Origin of the sequence: Streptomyces sp. NPDC059256, assembly GCF_042753785.1 — a bacterium.
Taxonomy (GTDB): Bacteria; Actinomycetota; Actinomycetes; order Streptomycetales; family Streptomycetaceae; genus Streptomyces.
In genome coordinates, this window is record NZ_JBHYZO010000004.1 from 388,764 (window position 1) to 410,417 (window position 21,654).

Sequence of the window (21,654 nt, forward strand, 5' to 3'; positions counted from 1 at the left end):
ATTCCCTGCTGGACGATGACGCCGTCGGCGAAACCCGCCCCGCCGTCCGTTCCCGTACGCCCCAGCAAGGAACTCACCATGACCAGCGAACCACCGGTCCCATCCGCACCGGCGACCTGGGACCCGCAGCAGTACCTGCGCCACTCCGGTCACCGCACCCGCCCGTTCCTGGATCTCCTCGCCCGCATCCCCGATCTGCCGGGCCAGGGCGGCGAGGCCGGCGCACTGCATCCGATCCGAATCGCCGACCTCGGTTGCGGCGCCGGCAATGTCACCGCCCTGCTCGCCGACCGCTGGCCCACCGCCCGGATCACCGGCTTCGACAACTCCCCCGAGATGCTCGCCGCGGCCGAACGTGACCACGCGGGCCCCACCCGTGGGGGCGGACACCTCGACTTCCGCCCCGGCGACGCCCAGGACTGGACGCCCCGACCGGCGTCGTACGACCTGATCGTCTCGAACGCGCTCCTGCACTGGGTGCCCGACCACGCCGCCTCCTTCGGCCGCTGGATCGACGGCCTCACCCCGGGCGGCACCTTCGCCTTCCAGGCCCCGGGCAACTTCGCCGCCCCGAGCCACACCCTGCTCGCCGACCTCCTCACCGCACCCCGCTGGCACCAGCGCCTCGCCGGAGCCCGTGAGCGCGCCGCCGTACTGGAACCCACCGACTATCTGAACCGGCTGATGGACCTCGGCTGCACCGTCGACGTCTGGGAGACCACCTACGCCCAGCTGCTGCCCGGCGAGGACCCCGTGCTCGACTGGCTCAAGGGCACCACGCTGCGCCCGGTCCTGACCGAGCTCGCGGACGACGAGAAGGCGCGGGAGGAGTTCCTCGGTGAGTACCGGGAGCTGCTGCGCACCGCGTATCCAAGGGGAGCGCACGGCACGGTCTATCCCTTCCGCCGGATCTTCGCCATCGCCCGGAAGGCAGACCCCACGGCGTGATGCAACGCACATGAGCGACGCCCCGGTGGGAAACGCCGGGAGTTCCCGCGATCCGGCCGTCCACCAAGGCGGCGGGCATGCGCCGATGTCCCCTTCCAGGGGTCCGCACGACACCGCCCCGGTCGCTCATGAGATGAGCGGCCGGGGCGGTCGAGTGTGCGTCGAGCGTCCGTCAGTTCTTGCGGTGGCCTATCAGCCGGGGCTTCTGCTCCAGCCCGTCGAGGCCGTGCCAGGCCAGATTCACCAGATGGGCCGCCACCTCGGCCTTCTTCGGCCGGCGCGCGTCCAACCACCACTGGCCAGTCAGCGCGACCATCCCCACCAGCGCCTGGGCGTACAGCGGAGCCAGCTTGGGATCGAAGCCGCGGTTCTTGAACTCCATCCCCAGGATGTCCTCGACCTGGGTGGCGATATCGCTGATGAGTGAGGCGAAGGTGCCCGTGGACTGGGCCACCGGAGAGTCCCGGACCAGGATCCGGAAACCGTCCGTGTACCGCTCGATGTAGTCGAGCAGGGCGAAGGCCGCCTGCTCCAGCAGCTCACGCGGGTGGCCGGCCGTCAGAGCGCCCGTCACCCCCTCCAGCAACTGGCGCATCTCGCGATCCACCACCACTGCGTACAGCCCCTCCTTGCCGCCGAAGTGCTCGTACACCACCGGTTTGGAGACCCCTGCCTTGGCGGCGATCTCCTCAACCGACGTGCCCTCGAAGCCCTTGTCGGCGAACAGGGTGCGACCGATGTCCAGCAGTTGTTCCCGACGCTCCGCGCCGGTCATCCGCACCCGGCGCGCCCGCCGTCCTGCGCGGGCCTTGTCCGTACCGCTACTGCTGCCTTCGGTCGCCACGTCCTCCATCATGCCGTGTCAGTGCTCTGAACGGGATCGCCCTTGCGCTTGGCATCGATACGGGACTCGCTGGGCCAGCGGACGTCGGAGGCCCAGCCGAACTGCTCGAACCAGCGGATCAGCCGGGCGCTGGAGTCCACCTGGCCCTTCAGCACCCCGTGCCGGGCGCTCGTTGGGTCCGCGTGGTGAAGGTTGTGCCAGGACTCACCGCAGGAAAGCACCGCCAGCCACCAGACGTTGCCCGAACGGTCCCGGGACTTGAACGGGCGCTTGCCGACCGCATGGCAGATCGAATTGATCGACCAGGTCACATGGTGCAGGAGCGCCACCCGGACCAGCGAACCCCAGAAGAACGCCGTGAACGCCCCCCACCAGGACATCGTCACCAGACCGCCCACGATCGGCGGGATCGCGAGCGAGAGGATCGTCCACCAGATGAAGTCGCGCGAGATCCGACGGATCGCAGGGTCCTTGATCAGGTCCGGGGCGTACTTGTCCTGCGGGGTCCGTTCCTCGTCGAACATCCAGCCAATATGCGCCCACCACAGCCCCTTCATAAGGGCCGGGACCGTCTCCCCGAACCGCCACGGCGAGTGGGGGTCGCCCTCCGCGTCCGAGAACTTGTGGTGCTTGCGGTGGTCGGCCACCCAGCGCACCAGCGGACCCTCCACCGCCATCGAACCCGCGATGGCGAGTGCGATCCGCAGCGGACGCTTCGCCTTGAAGGAGCCGTGGGTGAAGTACCGGTGGAAGCCGATGGTGATGCCATGGCAACCGAGGAAGTACATCGCCGTCATCAAACCCAGGTCCAGCCAGCTCACGCCCCAGCCCCAGGCCAGCGGCACGGCCGCGACCAGCGCCAGGAACGGAACCACGATGAACAGCAGCAGGGCGATCTGTTCGATGGAACCCTTGCTGTCTCCACCGAGGGTGGCGGATGGAAGGCCCTCGACGTCCTGTTTCTGGGCGTCGCCGAGCACATCGGGGCTTGTCGTCATGAAGGTCCCCTGGGGGGTGAGAGAGGTGAAGACCGAGGCGTGGCTACGGATCCGTAACCTACGGCGACGTAAGTATGTCAGTGCGTAGCTCCGCGGCAAGGGCCCTGTGGATAACGTCAAAGGGTGGGCGCCTATCCTTAGGTCTCGTCGGACAGCGCGGTCCGCAGCCTCCAGTACCCCTCCAGACGTGCTTAAACACTGCAAGGAGCCGCACCTGTGAGCAGTGCCGACCAGACCCCCACGGCCAGTGCCGAACTCCGTGCCGACATCCGCCGACTGGGCGACCTCCTCGGCGAGACCATCGTTCGCCAGGAAGGTTCCGATCTGCTCGACCTCGTCGAACAGGTCCGCGCCCTGACCCGCAGCGACGGCGAGGCGGCGGCGCAGCTGCTGGGCGATACCGACCTTGAGACCGCGGCCAAGCTGGTGCGCGCGTTCTCCACCTACTTCCACCTGGCCAACATCACCGAGCAGGTCCACCGCGGCCACGAGATGCGCGAGCGGCGGGCGGCCGAGGGCAGTCTGCTGGCCCGTACCGCGGACCGGCTCAAGGACGCCGACCCGGACCACCTGCGCGAGGCCGTCAAGAACCTCAATGTGCGACCGGTGTTCACCGCGCACCCCACCGAGGCCGCCCGGCGCTCGGTGCTGAACAAGCTCCGCCGCATCGCCGAGCTGCTGGAGGCCCGCGTCGGCCAGGACGACCTGCGCCGCTCCGACCTGCGCCTCGCCGAGAACATCGACCTCATCTGGCAGACCGACGAGCTGCGCGTGGTGCGGCCCGAGCCCGCCGACGAGGCGCGCAACGCCATCTACTACCTCGACGAACTGCACGCGAACGCCGTCGGCGACGTCCTTGAGGACCTCGCAGCCGAGCTGGAGCGCATCGGCGTCGAACTGCCCGCCGACACCCGTCCGCTGACCTTCGGCACCTGGATCGGCGGTGACCGCGACGGCAACCCCAACGTCACCCCCGCCGTCACCCGTGAGGTGCTGATCCTCCAGCACGAGCACGGCATCACCGACGCCCTGGCGCTGATCGACTCCCTGCGCGGACTGCTCTCCAACTCCATCCGCTACACCGGTGCCACGGAGGAGCTCCTCAGCTCGCTCCAGGCCGATCTGGAACGGCTCCCGGAGATCAGCCCCCGGTACAAGCGCCTCAACGCCGAGGAGCCGTACCGCCTCAAGGCCACCTGCATCCAGCAGAAGCTCGTCAACACCCGCGAGCGCCTCGCCAAGGGCATCCCGCACGAGCCGGGCCGCGACTACCTCGGCACCGCCGAACTGATCAGCGATCTCACCCTCATCCAGACCTCGCTGCGCGAGCACCGCGGCGGACTGTTCGCCGAGGGCCACATGGACCGTACGATCCGTACGCTCTCGGCCTTCGGGCTCCAGCTCGCCACCATGGACGTCCGCGAGCACGCGGACGCCCACCACCACGCCCTCGGCCAGCTCTTCGACCGGCTCGGCGAGGAGTCCTGGCGGTACGCGGACATGCCCCGCGAGCACCGCGAGAAGCTGCTCGCCAAGGAGCTGCGCTCGCGCCGGCCGCTGGCACCGTCCCCCGCGCCTCTGGACGCGGCGGGAGAGAAGACGCTGGGGGTGTTCCTCACCGTCAAGGAGGCGTTCGAGCGGTTCGGACCCGAGGTCATCGAGTCGTACATCATCTCGATGTGCCAGGGCGCGGACGACGTCTTCGCCGCGGCGGTCCTCGCCCGTGAGGCCGGGCTGATCGATCTCCACGCCGGCTGGGCGAAGATCGGGATCGTGCCGCTGCTGGAGACCACGGACGAACTCCGGGCCGCCGACGTCATCCTCGACGGGATGCTCGCCGACCCCTCGTACCGTCGGCTGGTCTCCCTGCGCGGCGATGTGCAGGAAGTGATGCTCGGCTACTCCGACTCGTCGAAGTTCGGCGGCATCACCACCTCGCAGTGGGAGATCCACCGGGCCCAGCGACGACTGCGTGACGTCGCCCACCGCCACGGTGTGCGGCTGCGGCTCTTCCACGGCCGCGGTGGCACGGTCGGCCGCGGCGGCGGCCCCTCGCACGACGCGATCCTCTCCCAGCCGTGGGGCACGCTGGAGGGCGAGATCAAGGTGACCGAGCAGGGCGAGGTCATCTCCGACAAGTATCTGATCCCATCGCTGGCCAGGGAGAACCTGGAACTGACGGTCGCCGCCACCCTTCAGGCGTCCGCCCTGCACACGGCGCCGCGCCAGTCCGACGAGGCGCTGGCCCGGTGGGACGCGGCCATGGACACGGTGTCCGACGCCGCGCACTCGGCCTACCGGAAGCTGGTCGACGACCCGGATCTGCCCGCGTACTTCTTCGCCTCCACCCCGGTGGACCAGTTGGCGGACCTGCACCTCGGTTCCCGGCCGTCCCGCCGTCCCGACTCGGGCGCAGGTCTCGACGGGCTGCGGGCGATCCCGTGGGTCTTCGGCTGGACCCAGTCCCGGCAGATCGTGCCCGGCTGGTTCGGTGTCGGATCGGGGCTCAAGGCGGTACGGGAGGCCGGGCTCGACACGGTCCTCACCGAGATGCACGAGCGCTGGCACTTCTTCCGCAACTTCATCGCCAACGTGGAGATGACGCTCACCAAGACCGATCTGCGGATCGCCCGTCACTACGTGGACACCCTCGTACCGGACGACCTCAAGCACGTCTTCGAAACGATCGTGGCCGAACACGAGTTGACGGTCAGTGAGGTCCTGAAGGTCACCGGCGGGACGACGTTGCTCGACTCCAACCCGGTGCTCCAGCAGACCTTCGCGATCCGCGATGCCTATCTGGACCCGATCTCCTACCTCCAGGTCTCGCTGCTCGCCCGCCAGCGCGGTGCGGTGGCGCGGGGTGAGGAGCCGGACCCGTTGCTGGCGCGTGCGCTGCTGCTGACGGTCAACGGAGTTGCGGCCGGACTGCGGAACACCGGCTGACACCCCGTCCCAACGCCCGCTGCCCGGTGCGCCGCCAGCGCACCGGGCAGCGGTGTGTTCGGGGTCTGTCGGGCAGGTCGGCGACTCTCTCCGACACCCACGGCTCTACGACTTGATGCTCTGCGGCACTGCTGTTCTATGGCTGTACGGCTGTACGGCACTGCGCCTCTACGGCACTGCGGCTCGGGCCTCGGTGGATCCGGTGTCTGTGATCAGAGGCTGAGTCGGTGGCGGCGTCAGATGGTCAGGAAGACGCCGGCGAGTACCGCACCGCCCAGGGCCGCAGAGGCCCACGCACATCGGGTGAGCCCCAACCCGCCGCCGATGACGAGGGCACCGAGCACCAGCGCGCCGCCCAGCGGCATCCACGCGTGGAAGAGTCCACCCGTGCCCGCCCGCACCACTTCGGCCGTACCGGGCTTCACCACCACCGGTAGCTTCTCGCCCTTCTGCACGGCCACGGACTTCTCGATGGTCATCCCGGTGCGCGGAGCGGCGGTGCCGTCGGGGTCGTACGGGCCGGTGCACGTCTCATCGCCACAGCCCGCGATGGTGATCGTGCCGTGCTCCCGCCCCTTGGAGAGGATGACGTGCTGTGCCGTCTCCCAGGACGACCAGACTCCAGCCACCAGGAGCACCAGCGCGACCACGGACATCAGGAAGTACCGTCCGTACGTCAGCGCGCGGTGCGAAGAACTCCGCTTCATGGGGCGCGATCCTTGGCCATCCGACCGCACTCGGTCAACCTTTGGCCTGAACTGCTGGCTGACTTTTCAGGAGTTATACGTACTCTGTGCGCGCTCCAGGCCCTCGATCACCAGACACTCCACCGCGTCGGCCGCGCGGTCGACGAAGTAGTCGAGTTCCTTGCGCTCCGCCCCGGAGAAGTCCTTGAGCACGAAGTCGGCGACCTGCATCCGGCCGGGCGGGCGCCCGATCCCGAACCGCAGGCGGTGGTAGTCCGGTCCCATGGTCTTGGTCATCGACTTCAGACCGTTGTGCCCGTTGTCCCCACCGCCCAGTTTGAGCCGCAGCACGCCGTAGTCGATGTCCAACTCGTCATGGATGGCCACGATCCGGGCGGTGGGCACCTTGTAGAAGTCGCGCAGGGAGACCACCGGGCCGCCGGAGAGGTTCATGTACGACATGGGCTTGGCCAGCACGACCCGGCGTCCGGCGTCTCCCGGAGGTCCGATGCGGCCCTCGACGACCTGCGCCTGCGCCTTCTGAGCGCGCTTGAACTTCCCTCCCACGCGTTCCGCGAGGAGGTCGGCGACCATGAAGCCGATGTTGTGGCGGTTGGCCGCGTAGCCGGGGCCGGGGTTGCCGAGCCCCACGATCAACCAGGGGGCGTTCGCCTCTGTCGTCATCTGACCGTCTCCATCCGGACGACCAGCCGCCGCCCGGGCCGAAGGGCCCGGGCGGCGGCTGAAGAGAAAGCGGCGCAGACTCACGCCTCGGAGTTGCCCGCGTCCTCGCCGGACTCGCTGTCCGCAGCGGGCTCCTCGGCCTGCGCGGAGAGGATCTGGATGACGACGGCGTCCTCGTCGATGGCCAGGGTCGTGCCCTTGGGCAGGGCGATGTCCTTGGCGTGGATGGCGGCGCCGGCCTCAAGGCCCTCGACGGAGACCGTGACGGACTCGGGGATGTGGGTGGCCTCGGCCTCGACGGTGAGGGTGTTGAGGACGTTCTCCACGAGGAAGTTGCCCGGGGCCAGGTCGCCCTCGGTCAGGACGGGGATCTCGACGGTGACCTTCTCGCCGCGCTTGACCAGCAGCAGGTCAACGTGCTCCAGGTGGCCCTTCAGCGGGTCGCGCTGCACGGCCTTCGGGATCGCGAGCTCGGCGTTGCGGCCTTCGATGTCCAGCGCGAGCAGGACGTTCGAGGTGCGGAGGGCGAGCAGCAGCTCGTGGCCCGGGAGGGAGATGTGGACCGGGTCGGTGCCGTGGCCGTAGAGGACACCGGGCACCTTGTTGGCGCGGCGGGTGCGACGGGCGGCGCCCTTGCCGAACTCGGTGCGGAGCTCAGCGGCGATCTTGACCTCGGACATATGCACTCCTCGTAGTGGTGAGAGAACTGGGGTCACCCGGCCACGACTGGCCTGCTACGAAGAGCGCGTCGATAACGGACCGCCGCGTCCGAAGACGCAGCCTCCCTCGCCGAGCAACTCGCACAGTCTACGCAAGCCGACCCCCAGCACCCAATCGATCACTGTGGACCGTGATGGGGAGGCGGGGCGGGAGCTGGCAGGGGGAGGGGCTGGACATGCCGCAGGGCCCGTACCCCGGGGTGGGGTACGGGCCCTGCGCCATGACTATGCCTGCTCGTCGAAGAGGCTGGTCACCGAGCCGTCCTCGAAGACCTCACGCACCGCGCGGGCGATCGTCGGGGCCATGGACAGGACCGTGATCTTGTCCAGTTCCAGGTCCAGCGGGTCGGGCAGGGTGTTCGTGAAGACGAACTCGCTCACCTTCGAGTTCTTCAGCCGGTCCGCGGCGGGACCGGAGAGGACTCCGTGGGTCGCGGTCACGATCACGTCTTCGGCGCCGTTGGCGAACAGGGCGTCGGCGGCGGCGCAGATCGTGCCACCGGTGTCGATCATGTCGTCGACCAGGATGCAGACCCGGCCCTTGACGTTGCCGACGACCTCGTGGACGGTCACCTCGTTGGCGACATCCTTGTCACGGCGCTTGTGCACGATGGCCAGGGGCGCACCGAGGCGGTCGCACCAGCGGTCGGCCACCCGGACGCGACCGGCGTCGGGGGAGACCACGGTGAGCTTGGACGGGTCCACCTTGGCGGCCACGTAGTCCGCGAGGAGCGGCAACGCGAACAGATGGTCGACCGGACCGTCGAAGAAGCCCTGGATCTGGTCGGTGTGGAGGTCCACGGTGAGGATTCGGTCCGCACCGGCCGTCTTCATCAGGTCGGCGACCAGACGCGCGGAGATCGGCTCACGGCCGCGGTGCTTCTTGTCCTGCCGGGCGTAGCCGTAGAACGGGACGATCACGGTGATGCTCCGGGCCGAGGCCCGCTTCAGAGCATCGATCATGATCAGCTGTTCCATGATCCACTTGTTGATGGGGGCCGTGTGGCTCTGCATCAAGAAACAGTCGGCGCCGCGCGCCGACTCCTGGAAACGTACGTAGATCTCGCCGTTGGCGAAGTCGAAGGCCTTGGTCGGCACCAGGCTGACACCCAGTTGATGTGCGACTTCCTCGGCCAGCTCGGGGTGGGCGCGGCCGGAGAAGAGCATCAGTTTCTTCTCGCCGGTCGTCTTGATCCCGGTCACAGCACTGTCTCCTCAGAGGGTGTTCTCTGGCCGCGGTGTATTCGCCAGTCGCGAGCCAGCCGAATTTGTGTGCACGTATCACGGTACGCCGAGTTCGGCGCAGCTGTTTCCGGTCAGTTCTCGTCAATGGCTCGATCCGTGGCCGCTGCGGCGGCCTGCGCAGCCGCGCTGCCGGGGCGCTTGCGGGCCACCCAACCCTCGATATTCCGCTGCTGGCCGCGGGCGACGGCCAGCGAACCGGCCGGCACGTCCTTGGTGATGACCGAGCCGGCCGCGGTGTAGGCGCCGTCCCCGACCGTGACGGGCGCCACAAACATGTTGTCGGACCCCGTCTTGCAGTGTGAGCCGATCGTGGTGTGGTGCTTGGCCTCGCCGTCGTAGTTGACGAACACGCTCGCGGCGCCGATGTTGGTGTAGTCGCCGATGGTCGCATCGCCCACGTAGGACAGATGGGGGACCTTGGTGCCCTCGCCGATGACGGCACTCTTCATTTCGACATACGTGCCTGCCTTGGACTTCGCGCCCAACCGGGTGCCCGGGCGCAGATAGGCGAACGGGCCGACCGAGGCCCCGTCGCCCACCTCGGCCGAGTCGGCGACGGTGTTGTCCACCCGGGCGCCGCTGCCGACCTTGGTGTCCTTGAGTCGGGTGTTGGGTCCGACCTCGGCGCCTTCGCCGAGATGGGTGGAGCCCAACAGTTGGGTTCCGGGGTGCACGATGGCGTCTGGCTCAAAAGTGACGGTGACGTCCAGCAGTACGGACGCCGGGTCCATGAACGTCACCCCGGCCAGCATCGCCCGCTCCAGCAACTGCTCGTTGAGCAGCCTGCGGGCCTCGGCCAACTGGACGCGGTTGTTGATGCCGAGGATCTCACGGTGATCGGTCGCCACCGAGGCCCCGACCCGGTGGCCGTCCGCGCGCAGTATGCCGAGGACGTCGGTGAGGTACTCCTCGCCCTGGCTGTTGTCCGTACGCACCTTGCCGAGGGCATCGGCGAGGAGCTGGCCGTCGAAGGCGAACACCCCGGAGTTGATCTCCTGGATCGCGCGCTGGGCGGCGGTGGCGTCCTTGTGTTCGACGATCGCGGTGACGGCGCCCGTGGCCGCGTCGCGCACGATGCGGCCGTAGCCGGTCGAGTCGGGGACCGCGGCTGTGAGGACCGTCACGGCGTTGCCGTCGGCGGAGTGGGTGGAGGTCAGCGCGGTGAGCGTCTCGCCGGAGAGCAGCGGGGTGTCGCCGCAGACGACCACCACGGTCCCGTCCAGGCCCGCGCCCAGCTCTTCGAGTGCCATGCGGACGGCGTGGCCGGTGCCGTTCTGCTCGGCCTGGAAGGCGGTGCGGGTGCCGGCGTACTGCTCGGTGAGGTGCCCGGTGACCTGCTCGCTCGCATGGCCGACGACCACGACCAGGTGCTCTGGCTCCAGCTCGCGTGCGGCGCAGACGACGTGGCCGACGAGGGATCGCCCACTGATTTCGTGCAGGACCTTGGGAGTCTTCGACTTCATGCGGGTGCCCTCACCCGCTGCGAGGACGACGACGGCTGCCGGGCGGTTGACGCTCACGGAAATGCCCTTCGGCTTCGAGTGGTGGACATCCGCAGGATACCGGGGGGTTTCGCCAAGAAAATAAGGGTGGGTCCCGACCTTTGAGGCCGGGACCCACCGCTTTGTGCTCCCAGGGAAGGAATCGAACCCTCATTCAATGGACCAAAACCATTTGTCCTGCCATTAGACGACCTGGGATAGATCGCCCCCTATGTCCGATCTGACTCGTCGCTGAGCTCTGCGCGATCGGACGCGATAGGGCAGCCCCTACTATGCCGTACCAACGGCACTTGATGCGACGGTAGGGCGTGGCGCCCTCGAACGAACATCGATTTCGACGGCCGGAACCAGCCCCGTAAAAGTGCCGGGGAAAAGCCACACCCTCGCCCTTAGGCTGGGAGCCATGACCACAACGGGGGCACACCAGGACGCCACGGGCACGACCGCCCGCGGCTGGCTGTGGTGGGGACGGCGGCGCAGTGTTGCGTTGGATGTGGGGCTCGGCCTGTTCTCCGCCTTGGAATGCGCTGTGGAGGGGGTGGCCTTTGCGGACAGGACCGCACTGCCCGTTCCCATCGGAGTGCTGTTCGGGCTGATCGCGGGATCGGTGATCGTCCTACGGCGGCGCTGGCCGATCGCGGTGGTCCTGCTCGCCATCGCCGTCACACCGGCCGAGATGGGCTATCTGCTGTCCGTCGTCGGCCTCTACACGCTCGCCGCGTCCGACGTGCCGCGGCGGATCATCGCCATCCTCACCGGGATGTCGCTGATGGGCACACTGATCGTGAGCTTCATCCGGGTCGGCCAGGACGTCGCCGCATCGGACCTCGACGACCCGGGCGTCTGGTACGTCCCGCTGATGTCCGGCTTCATCGCCATCGGCGTCACTCTTCCCCCGGTGCTCTTCGGCCTCTACATAGGAGCCAGACGCCGGCTGATGGAGAGCCTGCGGGAACGCGCCGACAGCCTGGAGCAGGAACTCTCGCTCCTCGCCGACCGGGCCGAGGAGCGCGCCCAATGGGCGCGCACCGAGGAACGCACCCGCATCGCCCGTGAGATGCACGACGTCGTCGCCCACCGGGTGAGCCTGATGGTCGTCCACGCCGCCGCGCTCCAGGCCGTAGCGCTGAAGGACCCGCAGAAGGCCGTGAAGAACGCCGCGCTCGTGGGAGACATGGGTCGACAGGCACTGACCGAGCTCCGGGAGATGCTCGGGGTGCTGCGCACGGGCGAAGGCGAGCAGCGCGGGACGGCTTCCGTGCCGCTGGCCGCGGTCGGCGCCGCAGCGGCTGCTGCCGCTGCGGCAGCCGCAGAGGTCGGCCCCTCCCTCACCGAGGTGGATGCGCTCGTCGGACAGTCCAGGCAGGCGGGCATGGTGGTGGAACTCCTGGTGCAGGGCGAGGTGAGGGAGTACGCGCCCGAGGTGGAGCAGACCGCGTACCGCGTGATCCAGGAAGCCCTCACCAACGTCCACAAGCACGCGGCGGGCGCCAAGGTGCGGGTGCGCATCGCCCACCGGGACGCCGAGGTGGCCATGCAGGTGGAAAACGGTGCTCCGGACACCTCGGGCGCGGGGGGAACGGGGGGTGCGGACCTGCCGAGCGGGGGGAACGGGCTGGTGGGGATGCGGGAGAGGGTGCAGGCGTTGGGCGGGGTGTTCGTGTCGGGGGAGACGGATGCGGGGGGGTTCAGGGTGTCGGCGGTGTTGCCGAGGGGGTGAGGGGGGTGCTGCGGGTGCTGCGGGGCTTAGCTGGTTCCGGGTGGAGCCTGTGCGTGGGTTTCCGCCTTGGGGGGCGGGGGGTTCCGTCCTCAAGCGCCGGACGGGCTGAGGGGGGTCCGGGGCTGCGGGTCCTAGCTGGTTCCGGGTGGGGCTCGTGTGTGGGTTTCCGCCCTGGGGGCTGGAGGGTTCCGTCCTCAAACGCCGGACGGGCTGGGTGTTTCCGGGTGGAGCCTGTGTTGGGGGTTGGCTCTGGGGTGCGGGGCTTTGGGGGGTCCGGGTGCGGGGTGGGGTTTGGTGCGGGTGGTGGGGGTGCTTTCGGGCGTGACTCCTCAGCGCCGGCGGCCAGCTGCTGACCCGTGGGTGACAGCCCTGAAGCCGCCGACGCTTCCGGGGACACCCCCTGCGCGCCCCCAGAACATCAACCAGGTCTGCCTGCCCTGGCTGGTCCGTAGGCCGGGCTCAGGGTGGGGGCTTGGTGGGGCAACCAGGTCTGCCTGCCCTGGGTGGTGCGTGGGTTGGGCTCAGGGGGTGGGGGCTTGGTGGGGGGATCAGGTCTGTTTGCTCCTGGTCCGTCCATGGGGTGGGGCCGGGCGGAGTGTTTGGCGGGGGGAGGCAGGGGTCAGGTGAGGGTGAGGCGTTGGGGTTGGAGGCCCAGCAGCAGGGTGGACAGGGCCCGGTCGATGTCTGCGCCCAAGTACCAGTCCCCGGTGTGGTCCACGCTGTACACCCGCCCCGACGAGTCGATCGCCAGTACCGCTTGGTCGTCCCCTTCCGCACCCAGTGGTGAGATCTCGGTTTCCAGGGCGCGCCCGAGGTCGGACAGGGTGCGCGCCAGATGGAGGCCGGCGAGCGGGTCGATGCGTACCGCGAGGGGGGCCGTCTGGCGGCCGGGGCCGGGAGCCGTGATGAAGAGGCCACCGAACTCGGCCCACGCCTCCACCGCGGCGGGAAAGACCTTGTGCTGGTGTCCGGCCGGGGACGCGTAGGCGCGCAGGCTGTCGGCCCACTGCTCGGCGATCTTGATGTCCCAGCGGCCGGGCTGCCAACCCGACTCGCGCAGTGCGGCGTCGACGGCGACGGGGAACCGGGTCGTACTGAGGCGTTCGGACATCGGTGCGGATTCAGCCGTTCTCGTTCGTGGACGGGCCCACCGCTCGTACGCCGAAGTGGTCGAGCATCGGCGTGCAGGAGCGGCACGGCGGTGCGTAGCTGCCGTGCAAGGGGTCACCGTCCTCCCGGATTCTGCGTGCCGTCAGTTTCGCCTGTTTGAGTGCCCGTTTGGCCTCGCTGTGGCTAAGTGGCCTGCGGCGGGCCCGTTTGGAGCGCTTGCCTTCGGCGGTGGCGAGATGGCGTGAGAGCAGGATCGCCTCGGGGCAACGGCCGGTGAAGCGCTCCCGCTGGCCGCTGGGAAGCCGATCCAGGAAGTCCTGGACGAGAGGGTGGAGCACAGGTGGCTGATCGCCCTTGCCCGCCGTGGACTTCAGCGTCTCTCCCTGTACGGAGAGCGCGGCTGCGACAGCCGGCAGGATGCCGTCCCTTCGATGGTTCAACGCCGGTGCGGGCACCTCATCGGTGCTGCTCCAGCTGAGACGAGGGTCACTTGTGGTGACCGGTTGACCTGACTGCGCTGTGTGCATGGTGTCGCTGTCCCCTCCCGTGCACTCCCCCGAGTTGGGTGAACACCTTGCCAAACGCGGTGCGGGGTGTGGAAGCGGGGTGGGTGAAACGTGTCCGCTCGTCGTCTTTCGGTCACTCGACCGTGACGTTTGGTGACGGCGGAAGGGTGTCCTGGGAGGACCGGTACTGCCTCCGGGCCCACCCGCATAGGCTGTCCTGAACAGTCGGAAGCCAGCAGGGGGCAGATCGCCATGACGACAGGTCGGCAAGGGCTGGGGGCACCGCCCGGCCCCCAGGGGCACGTCGCGCCACCGAACGGTCCTGTGAACGCCGCACCGCCGAACGCGGCCTACGCCGGTCAGATCGTGTACTTCCCCGACCCGGTACGGGCCGCCCGTCACCCGCGCGGTGTGCGGATCGACGCCGACGGCTATCCCGACTTCTCGCCGTACGCCCGTGCCGTCGCCGAGATCGCCGAGCCGCCTCAGGGCTTCGGCATCGACGAACTGCGGCTCACCGACTACGTATCGGCGAACGCCGCGCTCCACGGGAGCGGCCACCAGTTGTGGAACACCCTGCCTGCGGTGGCCACGCCGCACGGTTGGACCTGGCACCACGTCCGCGGCACGCGACGGCTTCAGCTGATTCCCGTCGAGGTGAAGGCGCTGCTGCGCCACCACGGCGGACTGGCCACCACTGCGGTCGATCACCACAAGCGGGGCACCCGCCCGCTCCAGGAGACCAGGCCCGCCCACTTCGGGCTCCCCAAGGGCGACCTGTCCGTCACCGAGCAGCAGATCCTCGGTGTGGAGGAGGAGCTCGGATACCGGTTGCCGGGTGCGTACCGCTCCTTCCTGAAGGCCGCCGGCGGCTGTGCCCCGGTGGGTGTCGCGCTCGATGCGGAACTCGGCCTGCTGGTGGACCAGCCCTTCTTCACCGTGCGCGACGAGGCCGCCGCCAACGATCTGGTGTACGTCAACAAGTGTCTGCGTGACCATCTGACCAAGGACTTCCTGGGCGTCGGCTTCGTCCAGGGCGGCATCCTGGCCGTGAAGGCCAGAGGGCCGCAGACCGGTTCCGTGTGGTTCTGCGCGTACGACGACGCGCGGGACCAGAACGGTTGGCACATCCAGGACCGGGTCGAGCGACTGTTGTTGCCCTGCGGTGCCGACTTCGACGGTTTCCTGAAGCGGCTCGCCGGCAGTCCGCCCGAGTTGGAGACCGTGGCCAATCTGATGGTGGACGGCGGTTTCGCGTACGTCGTCCCGAACCCGGACGGGGAGTGACGCTCCGATGGTGACCTTCGCGCAGGCGCAGGAGCGTGCGGAAGAGTGGGTCAACGGCGACATGCCCGTGTACCAGCACCGTGAGGTGCTGGTCCGTGAGTTCGAGTTGGGCTTCGTCGTCTGGGCCCAGGACCGCGAGGACGTGGCCACCCCCGACGGGGGGCACCAGCGTCTGGTGATCGCGCGGGACAGCGGGGAGGCGACGCTCTGGCCGGGACTGCCGATCGGTGAGGTGATCAGGCGGTACGAGGAGGAGTACGGCTCCCGGGCGCAGGCCGTCGCGGACACTCCGCCGCCCCAGCGGATCGATCTCAATCAGACCTCCTTCCTGCTCACTCCGCCCGAGTGGCTCCAGGACGCTGCCGATCGGCTGGGGACGTCAGGGGGGCAGCCCGCGGACGGGGGCGCCGCCCCGTCGCAGGGTGCCGGAATCAGCCGGCAGGACGGTCAGCAGAGCAATGACCAGGACGGTCAACCGAGTAGTCAGCAGGACTCCGCGGCCTCCTCCGGGGCTGCGCCTGCCGGGGGCGGGGACAGTGTCGGAGCGGGTGGCGGTTCGGGGGCGGTCTTCGTGCCGACGGACGCGCCGATCGGTGCCACCCCCCGTGCTCCGATCTCCTATGTCCGACCGTCGGCACCCGTCCCCGCGCCCGCCGTTGAGCCGGCGCCAGTGGTCGATCCCGCACCTTCGGTCCAGCCCTCGTCGGGAGCTCAGGACACGCCTCCGCCTGCCGTGGGTGAGAGTGGTCAGGGTGGTTCGGCGCCCCTGCCCCGGGTGGATGACTTCCCATCGACCGGTGTTGCTGCTGGTGCTGTCGGTGCGGACGCCAGCCCGGTGGGAGCCGACCGCTCGCAGGGCGGAAACGTGCCGCAGGACGGCACCGTATGGCTGGCCGGAGCCGACGCGGGGGAGCAGGAGCGGACCCCGTCCCACGGCAGGTCCTGGAACGACACCAGTTCCGTGAACACCGACGACGTCTCAGTACCCCTGCCCGACACGGTCTTCGCGCCGCCCATCGCCGGTGTGGACGACGACGGCACTCCTCCTTCCGGTGTCGGTCCGGACGCTCCCACCGCGCTGATGTCCGGCGGCAGTCAGTTGCCGCAGACCCTGAGGCAGGAGTCGACCGGTGGGCTTCGGCCGTCGGCCGGTGGCGCGGCGGACATAGCGAATGCCGCGACGAGCAAGGCGCGACCGCCGTCGCGCTCCTCGCGCAGTGGCGGCCCGGCCACCCCGCCGCCCCCGGGCCCGCCCCCCGGCGTCCAGGGACCGCCTCCACCCCCCGGCCCGCCGCCCGCCCCCGGCTCCACCCCGGCCGCCCCCGGCATTCCCGCCAACGGCTATCTGCCGACGCAGCTGACACCGCAACTCCCCTCGGAGCAGTCGGCCCGCCCCGGTACCCCGGCACCTCCCGGTCCTCCGGGGCCACCGCCTGGCGCGAATCCGCCGCCCGGCGGGGTGCACCACGCCGCGACGATGCTCGCCGATCCGAGCCAGCCCGGTTTCGGCGGCCCCGGCGCGCCCCCGCCGCCCGGCCCCCCGGGACCGCCGCCGGGTTCCCTCCCGGGCAATGGACCCGCTCCGTACGGCTATCCGCAGCAGCCGCTCGGCGTGCCGACCGTGGGCCCCGGCTACCAGGCCGTACTCCGCTATCGCGCGCCCGACGGCTCCGAAGCTCAGCTGATCCGCCGCTCGGCTCCCGGTACGCCGCATCCCGAGTGGCAGATCCTGCACGAGCTGCGGGCGCTCAACGTGCCGCCGCAGCAGGTGTTGGAACTTCACACGGAGTTGGAGTCCTGCCAGCTCCCGGGTGGCTACTGCGCCCGGATGATCAAGGAGACCTGGCCCCAGGCCCGGATCACCAACATCGCCCCCTACGGCCGGGACCACGCCGGACGGCAGCAGGGCATGCAACAACTGCTCACGCACCAGGGCGAGCTGCACCAGGTGGCTGACGGTCCCGCTCGACCCGCTCCGGTGCGGGCGCCACTGCAACACGTCCAGCCGGCCCCTGCGGTGCCCCCGCAGGCGGTGGCGCAGGAGTTGGTGGGTGCGTTCGGGCCCCAGGGGATCTGCCGCTTCGACCAGCGTGCCGTCTCGCGGCAGGGGGTGCCGGAGGTCGTGGCGGCGACCCTGGTGTGGGCTGGGTTGCCGGGCGACTTCAACCCCTTCTTCTGGGCACAGCCGGCGCATCCGGTGGTCCCGACCCTGGCGGAGCTCGCCGCTCAGCGCCAAGTCCAGGCCGCCATGGACGCGGGTTCCTATCTGGTGGTGGGCAGCGACTTCGGCCGGGCGATCTGCGTCCAGTACGGCACCGCGCACATCGTGGCCGTACCCGTGGAGGCCGGCCCAGGGGGGCAGCCGACGGCGCCCCAGTTCGTCAACAGCGGGCTTCCTGAGTTCGTCCGCTGCATGGCTCTGCTCGGTCGTATGTGGCGCTTCCGCTACGGCCTCAATCCGGAACAGGCAGGCCGCTGGACCGTCGACTTCCAGGCACAGTTGGCGGCCCTCGACCCGGCTGCGCTGGCATCGCCCGAGAACTGGTGGTCGGTACTGCTGGAGCAGATGTGGGACGGTTTGCTCTAGGACGCGTCTGACGAATAGCGTCGCCGACCGGACGGGATCTGTCAGACCCGGCCAAGTCCTGCCACGCCGTGCCCCGGGCGTCCGATCCGTTCTGATGGATCGGACGCCCCTTGGGTTTTTCTTTGGGCGGGTAGCGCATCCTTAGACCGATATGGACAGGTGGAGTGTCGCTTTCTCGGCGCTTTACCGGAATCCGGGATGATATGTGCAAAATCGCGGAAGGGGCTTGAAGGATGAGTGCCGCATCAGTGTCGCCTCATGGCTTCGCCGTCGTACGCCGTGGCTACCGGATGGAGCAGGCCGACGCGCACGTCGACGCCCTGTCCCAGGACCGGGACGAGGCATGGGAGCGCGCGGCTCGGCTGACCGTACTCGCCAAGGAGATGGAGGCGGAGGCGGCCGGACTGCGCGAGACCGTCGCGACGCTGGCTCCCCAGACCTACGAGGCGATGGGCGAGCGCGCCCAGCGGTTGCTGGCCCTTGCCGAGGAGGAGGCGCAGGACGTACAGGGCACTGCGCACGCCGCTGCCCGTGCAACGGCCGACGCGGCGGATGCGGAAGCCCGACGGTTGCGCGGTGAGGCCCGCGAGGAGGCCGACCGACTGCTGGCCCAAGCCAACGAGGAGTCCGAACGCACGCTGCGCGCGGCCCAGAAGTCCGCGGACGAAGCGCTGAGGGAGGCGCGCGACGAGGCGCAGGACCTGCGTGACGAGGCCCTTGCCGGTTGGCAGGACATGCGCGAGCGTGCCGAGGCACTGCTCTCCGACCTGGAGACCCAGCAGTCGGCTCGGTGGGAGTCGGACAGCCGTGAACTGGCTGCGCGCCTCGCCGAGCACGAGGCACGCCACACGGAGTTGGCGACCCTGGCGGACAGCGTCCTGGCGAAGGCGAAGCGGGCGCTGGCCGAGACGGAGGAGAAGGCCCGTCACGACCAGGAGGACGCGGAGGCCCGCGCGGCCGAGTTGATCTCGCAGGCCAGGGTCCAGGAGGAGCGGACCACCCGGGAGACGGATCGCATCCTGCGGGAGCACGAGGAGTCCCGCGAGGAGATGCAAGCCCACATGACGCACGTGCGCAGCAGCCTGGCCGCGCTGACGGGGAAGGCTCCCACGGAAGGCTGACACGGCGGCTCCACGGCGGAAGCGAGCGGGCTGTGCGGGAACGAGGTCGTTCTTGCACAGCCCCTTTGTCGTCCGGTGAGCTTTTGGCGATGTGCAGTTGATCGCGGCGCCCGTGGTCGGTGCCCGGCCGTGTACGCGTTCCGGTGGGGCTTGCCGAGCTTGCCGACCGGAGCGGGCACAGGATGTCGGGTCGGCCGGGGTGCGACCTCCCTAACGTGAGTGGGGAAAGGGAAGGAGGTCCGGGTGCTGGAGCGGCTCAACCAGGCGATGGAGCACATCGAGTGCCATCTCGATCAGCGGATCGAGGTGTCCGACCTGGCGCGGATCGCGGTCACGTCGGAGTACCACTTCCGGCGACTGTTCTCCGCGCTGGCGGGGATCCCGCTCTCGGAGTACGTCCGGCGCAGACGGCTGACGGTCGCGGGCGCCGAGGTGCTGGCCGGGGAGCGGACGCTGCTGGAGGTCGCCGTGCGCTACGGCTACACCTCGGGTGAGGCGTTCGCGCGTGCGTTCCGTGCGATGCACGGCGTCGGTCCCGGTGAGGCCAGGCGGGCCGGTGCGAGTCTGCAGTCCCAGCCCCGGATGTCCTTCCGCCTCATCGTCGAGGGGAGTAGCAGCATGCGGTACAGGATTGTGGAGAAGGAGGAGTTCCGGGTGGTTGGCAAGAAGGCGCGGGTCCCCCTCGTGCACGAGGGGATGAACCCGGCCATCGCCGCCTTCATCCGGAGCCTTGCTCCGGAGACCTTGCAGCGGATCGAGAGCCTTTCCGATCAGGAGCCGGAGGGGATCGTCTCGGTGAGTGACGATCTCGACGACAGTCGCGCCGAGGGCACGGAACTCGACTACTACCACGGTGTGGTGACGAGCCCCCCAAACCCCAACAGCCCCGATATCCCCGACAGCCACGAGAGCCGCGAGGGCGTCGAGGACATGGACGTACTCACCGTTCCGGCCGGGACCTGGGCCGTCTTCGAGAACTCCGGGCCGTTTCCGCAGGCGCTCCAGTACCTGTGGCGGGATGTGTTCACCCAGTGGTTCCCGTCCAATCCGTATCGGAGCCGGCCGGGGCCCGAGATCCTGCGGACCCGGCTGTCGCAGGACGCGGCGCAGGCGGAAGCGGAGTTGTGGATACCCGTGGAGCGGACCGCGGTCTGAGCGGCGGAGTGATCCGTGGTGCCCGTCAGACGGGGTCCTCCTGTGCTTCGGTCTCGTCGAACACCGGGAACCGGCGCGGGGCGATGAAGAGCAGTGCCAACAGCGCGCATGCGGCTGCCACGGCGGCGCCGATGTAGACGTGGTCCACGGCGGCGTCCACCGCACGCCGGAGTCGTTCCAGGGCGTCGGCGGTGAGGGAGCCCGGATTCTCCAGGGCGGTGGAGACCGAGTCGAGATCGCCGGCGCCGCCGAGTCGGGAAGCCAGTACGCCGTTGGCCACCGCGCCGAACAGGGCCGCTCCCACGCTCTGCCCTATCTGGCGGTAGAAGAAGACGGAAGCCGTGGCCGTGCCGCGTTCCGACCAGCCGACGGTTGCCTGTACGCCGACGACCAGCGGTAGTTGGAAGAAGCCGAGCGCTCCGCCGAGGAGCAGCATCAACAGGGCGGGCTGCCAGGGGGAGCCCGGGTAGGGGAGGAGGGGGAAGACCGCCAGGATCAGCGAGGCGAGCCCGATGCCGATCATGGCGGTCCTGCGGATCCCGATGCGGTTGTAGAGATGGCTGGAGAAGGCGGCGGCTGTCGGCCAGCTGATCGTCATCACGGAGAGGACGAAACCCGCGGCGACCGGCCCGAGGCCCAGGACGGCCTGGGCGTAGGTCGGCAGGAAGACAATGGGGGCGATCATGACGAGCCCCAGCGCTCCCAGAGCGAGGTTGGCGGCGGCGATGGTTCGTCGGCGCCACACCCAGCCGGGGAGGATCGGGTCGGCGGCACGGCGTTCCACGACGACGGTGAGCGCGATGCACAGGGCGCCCGCGGAGAGCAGGGCCACCGAGGTCGTGGAGAGCCAGGGCCAGGCGATGCCTCCCTGGACGATGGCGATGAGCAGGCAGGAGCCGGCGCCGAAGACGAGCAGTGCGCCCTGCCAGTCGATGGCCGGGCGGGGGGTCTTCCTCGTACGGGACGGTTCGTGCAGATGGCGATGGATCAGCCAGAGCGCGATCAGTCCGATGGGGAGATTGACCAGGAAGATCCAACGCCAGTGGGTGTAGGTGGCCAGCAGTCCGCCGATCGCCGGTCCTGCGATCGCCGAAGTCGCCCAGACCGTGGAGAGCCTGGCCTGGATCTTCGGCCGTTCCTTCAGTGGGTAGAGGTCCGCCGCGATCGTCTGCACGGTGCCCTGGATGGCGCCACCGCCCAGGCCCTGGACGATCCGGAAGGCGATCAGTGACGCCATGCTCCAGGCGGAGGCGCACAGGATCGTGCCCACGAGGTAGATGACGATGCCCGCGATCAGCACGGGCTTGCGCCCGAGGGTGTCGGAGAGCTTGCCGTAGATGGGGATGGTGACGGTGAGGGCGAGCAGATAGCCCGAGAAGATCCAGGAGAAGAGGGAGAAGCCGCCGAGGTCTCCGACGATCTGGGGCACGGCGGTGGACACGATGGTGCCCTCCAGCGCGGCGAGTGCCGTGCTCATCATGAGTGCCGCGACCAGAGGTCGCCGCCCGCGCGGCTGGTCGGGTGCGGGGGGCCGCCTGCCCGCCTTGGACAGCTTCGGTCTCTCTCGCACCCGAAATCCTTTCGGTGTACATCTTT

Annotated in this window: 17 protein-coding genes and 1 tRNA gene; 7 read left to right on the forward strand and 11 right to left on the reverse strand. The window is 69.4% G+C overall.

Annotation, left to right across the window (positions count from 1 at the left end; genetic code table 11):
- The first annotated feature begins 78 nt into the window (after positions 1-78).
- Positions 79-948, forward strand: coding sequence for a trans-aconitate 2-methyltransferase (locus ACFXJL_RS13195; protein WP_384691889.1), 870 nt, complete (start codon positions 79-81; stop codon positions 946-948).
- Between the two features lie 172 nt (positions 949-1,120).
- Here the strand turns inward: ACFXJL_RS13195 and ACFXJL_RS13200 are convergent, their stop codons facing one another.
- Positions 1,121-1,801 (reverse strand): TetR/AcrR family transcriptional regulator, encoded by a 681-nt coding sequence (locus ACFXJL_RS13200; protein WP_329027543.1) that lies wholly within the window; start codon positions 1,799-1,801, stop codon positions 1,121-1,123.
- Positions 1,801-2,790 (reverse strand): fatty acid desaturase, encoded by a 990-nt coding sequence (locus ACFXJL_RS13205; protein WP_358877282.1) that lies wholly within the window; start codon positions 2,788-2,790, stop codon positions 1,801-1,803. The genes ACFXJL_RS13200 and ACFXJL_RS13205 overlap by 1 nt, the downstream gene beginning before the upstream one ends.
- Before the next feature lie 216 nt (positions 2,791-3,006).
- Between ACFXJL_RS13205 and ppc the strand changes: the two genes are divergently transcribed.
- Entirely contained in the window at positions 3,007-5,736 is a 2,730-nt protein-coding gene (ppc, locus tag ACFXJL_RS13210; RefSeq protein ID WP_358877283.1) for a phosphoenolpyruvate carboxylase, read from the forward strand.
- Between the two features lie 236 nt (positions 5,737-5,972).
- On the opposite strand, the gene ACFXJL_RS13215 is transcribed toward ppc, so the two are convergent.
- The 6 genes from ACFXJL_RS13215 to ACFXJL_RS13240 form a co-directional block, all read right to left on the reverse strand.
- On the reverse strand, positions 5,973-6,443 hold the full coding sequence (locus ACFXJL_RS13215; protein WP_358877284.1) for a hypothetical protein: 471 nt from the start codon (positions 6,441-6,443) through the stop codon (positions 5,973-5,975).
- A 66-nt stretch (positions 6,444-6,509) separates the two neighbouring features.
- Positions 6,510-7,106, reverse strand: coding sequence for an aminoacyl-tRNA hydrolase (pth, locus tag ACFXJL_RS13220; RefSeq protein WP_329020119.1), 597 nt, complete (start codon positions 7,104-7,106; stop codon positions 6,510-6,512).
- Between the two features lie 80 nt (positions 7,107-7,186).
- Entirely contained in the window at positions 7,187-7,786 is a 600-nt protein-coding gene (locus ACFXJL_RS13225; protein WP_358877286.1) for a 50S ribosomal protein L25/general stress protein Ctc, read from the reverse strand.
- A gap of 264 nt (positions 7,787-8,050) precedes the next feature.
- Positions 8,051-9,028 (reverse strand): ribose-phosphate diphosphokinase, encoded by a 978-nt coding sequence (locus ACFXJL_RS13230; protein ID WP_329020111.1) that lies wholly within the window; start codon positions 9,026-9,028, stop codon positions 8,051-8,053.
- A 113-nt stretch (positions 9,029-9,141) separates the two neighbouring features.
- Positions 9,142-10,590 carry a bifunctional UDP-N-acetylglucosamine diphosphorylase/glucosamine-1-phosphate N-acetyltransferase GlmU gene (gene glmU / locus ACFXJL_RS13235; protein ID WP_358877287.1) on the reverse strand — a complete coding sequence of 483 codons (1,449 nt, stop codon included), beginning with the start codon at positions 10,588-10,590 and terminating at the stop codon, positions 9,142-9,144.
- Between the two features lie 109 nt (positions 10,591-10,699).
- Positions 10,700-10,770: transfer RNA gene (locus ACFXJL_RS13240), tRNA-Gln, on the reverse strand.
- A gap of 205 nt (positions 10,771-10,975) precedes the next feature.
- Between ACFXJL_RS13240 and ACFXJL_RS13245 the strand changes: the two genes are divergently transcribed.
- Positions 10,976-12,292 carry a sensor histidine kinase gene (locus ACFXJL_RS13245; RefSeq protein WP_384691898.1) on the forward strand — a complete coding sequence of 439 codons (1,317 nt, stop codon included), beginning with the start codon at positions 10,976-10,978 and terminating at the stop codon, positions 12,290-12,292.
- 619 nt (positions 12,293-12,911) lie between these two features.
- On the opposite strand, the gene ACFXJL_RS13250 is transcribed toward ACFXJL_RS13245, so the two are convergent.
- Complete coding sequence (locus tag ACFXJL_RS13250; protein ID WP_358877289.1) at positions 12,912-13,403, reverse strand: SUKH-3 domain-containing protein; 492 nt, start codon at positions 13,401-13,403, stop codon at positions 12,912-12,914.
- Positions 13,404-13,413: 10 nt separating this feature from the next.
- Complete coding sequence (locus ACFXJL_RS13255) at positions 13,414-13,929, reverse strand: YwqJ-related putative deaminase (protein ID WP_383545549.1); 516 nt, start codon at positions 13,927-13,929, stop codon at positions 13,414-13,416.
- Between the two features lie 231 nt (positions 13,930-14,160).
- Between ACFXJL_RS13255 and ACFXJL_RS13260 the strand changes: the two genes are divergently transcribed.
- The 4 genes from ACFXJL_RS13260 (at position 14,161) to ACFXJL_RS13275 (ending at position 20,058) form a co-directional block, all read left to right on the forward strand.
- Positions 14,161-15,195: an SMI1/KNR4 family protein gene (locus ACFXJL_RS13260; protein ID WP_358877291.1), complete on the forward strand. Its 1,035-nt coding sequence runs from the start codon at positions 14,161-14,163 to the stop codon at positions 15,193-15,195.
- A 7-nt stretch (positions 15,196-15,202) separates the two neighbouring features.
- Positions 15,203-17,782 carry an SUKH-4 family immunity protein gene (locus tag ACFXJL_RS13265; RefSeq protein ID WP_384691902.1) on the forward strand — a complete coding sequence of 860 codons (2,580 nt, stop codon included), beginning with the start codon at positions 15,203-15,205 and terminating at the stop codon, positions 17,780-17,782.
- 233 nt (positions 17,783-18,015) lie between these two features.
- Positions 18,016-18,903, forward strand: coding sequence for a cellulose-binding protein (locus ACFXJL_RS13270; RefSeq protein ID WP_384640219.1), 888 nt, complete (start codon positions 18,016-18,018; stop codon positions 18,901-18,903).
- Positions 18,904-19,146: 243 nt separating this feature from the next.
- Complete coding sequence (locus ACFXJL_RS13275) at positions 19,147-20,058, forward strand: GyrI-like domain-containing protein (protein WP_384692139.1); 912 nt, start codon at positions 19,147-19,149, stop codon at positions 20,056-20,058.
- A gap of 25 nt (positions 20,059-20,083) precedes the next feature.
- Here the strand turns inward: ACFXJL_RS13275 and ACFXJL_RS13280 are convergent, their stop codons facing one another.
- The gene (locus ACFXJL_RS13280) at positions 20,084-21,628 is read right to left on the reverse strand and encodes an MFS transporter (protein ID WP_384691905.1); all 1,545 of its coding nucleotides are present in this window, start codon (positions 21,626-21,628) and stop codon (positions 20,084-20,086) included.
- Positions 21,629-21,654 lie beyond the last annotated feature (26 nt).

Bases quoted from the DNA above. Each gene is read 5' to 3' on its own strand.
- ACFXJL_RS13195 (WP_384691889.1), top strand. From the start codon at position 79: ATGACCAGCGAACCACCGGTCCCATCCGCACCGGCGACCTGGGACCCG.
- ACFXJL_RS13200 (WP_329027543.1), bottom strand. From the start codon at position 1,801: ATGGAGGACGTGGCGACCGAAGGCAGCAGTAGCGGTACGGACAAGGCC.
- ACFXJL_RS13205 (WP_358877282.1), bottom strand. From the start codon at position 2,790: ATGACGACAAGCCCCGATGTGCTCGGCGACGCCCAGAAACAGGACGTC.
- ACFXJL_RS13215 (WP_358877284.1), bottom strand. From the start codon at position 6,443: ATGAAGCGGAGTTCTTCGCACCGCGCGCTGACGTACGGACGGTACTTC.
- pth (WP_329020119.1), bottom strand. From the start codon at position 7,106: ATGACGACAGAGGCGAACGCCCCCTGGTTGATCGTGGGGCTCGGCAAC.
- ACFXJL_RS13225 (WP_358877286.1), bottom strand. From the start codon at position 7,786: ATGTCCGAGGTCAAGATCGCCGCTGAGCTCCGCACCGAGTTCGGCAAG.
- ACFXJL_RS13245 (WP_384691898.1), top strand. From the start codon at position 10,976: ATGACCACAACGGGGGCACACCAGGACGCCACGGGCACGACCGCCCGC.
- ACFXJL_RS13250 (WP_358877289.1), bottom strand. From the start codon at position 13,403: ATGTCCGAACGCCTCAGTACGACCCGGTTCCCCGTCGCCGTCGACGCC.
- ACFXJL_RS13255 (WP_383545549.1), bottom strand. From the start codon at position 13,929: ATGCACACAGCGCAGTCAGGTCAACCGGTCACCACAAGTGACCCTCGT.
- ACFXJL_RS13260 (WP_358877291.1), top strand. From the start codon at position 14,161: ATGACGACAGGTCGGCAAGGGCTGGGGGCACCGCCCGGCCCCCAGGGG.
- ACFXJL_RS13265 (WP_384691902.1), top strand. From the start codon at position 15,203: ATGGTGACCTTCGCGCAGGCGCAGGAGCGTGCGGAAGAGTGGGTCAAC.
- ACFXJL_RS13270 (WP_384640219.1), top strand. From the start codon at position 18,016: ATGAGTGCCGCATCAGTGTCGCCTCATGGCTTCGCCGTCGTACGCCGT.